Source organism: Nitrospira sp., from assembly GCA_029194665.1.
Lineage (GTDB): Bacteria > Nitrospirota > Nitrospiria > Nitrospirales > Nitrospiraceae > Nitrospira_D.
In genome coordinates, this window is the sequence record JARFXO010000015.1 from 1 (window position 1) to 2,146 (window position 2,146).

5 protein-coding genes are annotated in these 2,146 nt (G+C 62.4%); all 5 read right to left on the reverse strand.

Features of this window, described 5'->3' with window-relative positions:
* Nucleotides 1-153: 153 nt before the first annotated feature.
* Nucleotides 154-522 (reverse strand): hypothetical protein, encoded by a 369-nt coding sequence (locus P0119_22785; GenBank protein MDF0668888.1) that lies wholly within the window; start codon nucleotides 520-522, stop codon nucleotides 154-156.
* A 31-nt stretch (nucleotides 523-553) separates the two neighbouring features.
* The gene (locus P0119_22790; GenBank protein ID MDF0668889.1) at nucleotides 554-688 is read right to left on the reverse strand and encodes a hypothetical protein; all 135 of its coding nucleotides are present in this window, start codon (nucleotides 686-688) and stop codon (nucleotides 554-556) included.
* Entirely contained in the window at nucleotides 685-870 is a 186-nt protein-coding gene (locus P0119_22795) for a hypothetical protein (protein ID MDF0668890.1), read from the reverse strand. The genes P0119_22790 and P0119_22795 overlap by 4 nt, the downstream gene beginning before the upstream one ends.
* A 53-nt stretch (nucleotides 871-923) precedes the next feature.
* A complete protein-coding gene (locus P0119_22800; protein ID MDF0668891.1) occupies nucleotides 924-1,880 on the reverse strand; it encodes a DNA methyltransferase in 957 nt (318 codons plus the stop codon).
* A gap of 7 nt (nucleotides 1,881-1,887) precedes the next feature.
* Nucleotides 1,888-2,146: hypothetical protein (locus tag P0119_22805; GenBank protein MDF0668892.1), on the reverse strand; the 259-nt coding region annotated here is incomplete at its 5' end.

The window sequence follows — 2,146 nt, forward strand, 5'->3', positions numbered from 1 at the left end:
ATCCCGTTTTCTCCCGGATACGCCACCGCAATGCGGATGCGGTTCGCCGCATTCCAAGCGATCCTGCGCCGAGGGCGGAGGCGACCCCGCACAAACCGCCGGCCTGCGCGGACGGTTTGAACCCAGCATGCTGCCAAATAAATGCGATCTCTGTTATTCCTGTTGGCCCAACTCGCGGAGCCACGCATTACACCATGTCGCCAGGCCATTGGCGGAATCATCGGCCAGCAGCGCCAAAAACTTCGCCAATGCGTGCCCGTAGCATACCTGGACATCCGCCTCTTGCTCGGCCGGACCGAGGTCGAGCCCGCCAGGGGTGAAGTAGGTGCCGTTGGTCAGGTAGGGCGACTTATCCATCGGGTCTTCCGCTGGGAGTGGCCAGTACTGCTGATGCACGCTGAACCCGCGCGGCTTGCCACGGTTGTTCCGCCACCAGACCAGCAGTACGCGGCGACTGGGAACGCCGTCCGGCGGGAAACTCCTTGGTCCGGCCGCAAGGATTGTGAAGAGTTCGTTCGGCATGGATTGGCTTCTCCATTGGTGATGTGTCGCTCTATTCTTCGCAGCCGCGTTGCGTGCCGATTCCATAGGTCCGCGCGTCGCAGTACGGCGGACTTCCGAAAACCAGGTCAAACGTGTCGTCCGCGAATGGGAGCCGCGCGGCGTCGGTTTGTGCGAAATCTTTCACCCGATTTCCTTGTCGCGTAACGCCACGGTGAAGCCGAGCCCCGATTTTTTCAGCGACTCAAGGTTTCGCTCGCCATAAGCCACAAGCACAATCGGCGCGCCGCAATTGAAGGTGCCACGATCTTCGAGCCGACCTCGACCGGCCATCGGAACCCGTTTGAGGATTCTCCGTTCGGGCCGCATGTTCGAAGCAAATAAACTCGCCCCATTGATGCGATTCTCCTTCCAGGCTTTCGCTATCGAGCCGCCTGGTCGAAAACAAAACCGGGAGTCACGTTCATGAGTCGTTTTTGTCCGAGTCGCGTTTGGCTATCGCGAACATCCACGCCGACGCCGTGCCGACCCAATCTCACCGCCGCCGCCACCGTAGTCCCCGAGCCGCTGAACGGATCAAGCACGTTGCCGCCGGGCGGGCAGAGCGAAGAGATGAACCATTCGGCCAACTTCTCGGGAAACGGCGCTTCGTTCCGATGGGCGAGCCGGTCCCCGAGATGCCCGCCGCCAACCGTGATTCCCACGATCAGGTTGCCGGGGTTCGCCAGGACGGGCGACTTGTACGCCTGGTCTCTCCTTGTTCCATCGGGTTCCCGCATGGCGCGTATTATGTGCGAAGGCCTTGATGCGGCTTGTCTTTCGCCGTTGGCTTTTCTGTAGTGCGTCGCGTCGGACTTCCGGTTTCCGCCCCACTGGTCCACACGTTGCCCGGAAGACAGCCGATAGGACATTTCGCCGCCGGGAGCCCACTTCGGCGGCTTCCCCCGCGCCGTGTTGTCGGACCACGGGAGCGGACCCGGCCGCTTCATGCAGATCGCATACTCCACATCGGATCGAAACCAGTCGTCATGGCCGCTGCCGGGAACGCCGACGCGGTGCCAAAAGCACGGCCGGTATAGTTGGCACTCGCCGCCGCGTTTCCACCATTCCCACATCAGGCCCTCGGGCGCGGGCCAGTAGTTTCGCTTTCGCGTCACGCTCCCCACGATCCAAACGACCGCGCCACGACAAACCCTCTGCGCCTCGACACTGACGGCCAGCATCCACGCCACCCATTCTTCGCAGCCGCGCTGTGCGCCGATTCCGTAGGTCCGCGCGTCGCAGTACGGCGGACTTCCGAAAACCAGGTCAAAAGCGTTGTCCGCGAATGGGAGCCGCGCGGCGTCGGCTTGAACGAATGACGTTGTGCGTTGTCCCATCGCTTGATCACCTCCGGATCGATTGTTGCAAGGCGTGTTCGCATTCCTGCCGCACTTTGAACACCAGCGCCTCGTCGGAAAGGTCGCGCACGCGCTCCATGTGAATCACCGTGCCGAAACGGTACTTCCCGCCCGCGCGGCCGATTCGGAACCTGACGGCCTGCGCGGCTTCGAGGTCCGCGTACCAGAATTCCAGCCGATGTGCTTTCAACGCCTCGGCCCGATCCTCGATCCATTCGGCGATGGCGGACCGAACCAACCGGCGC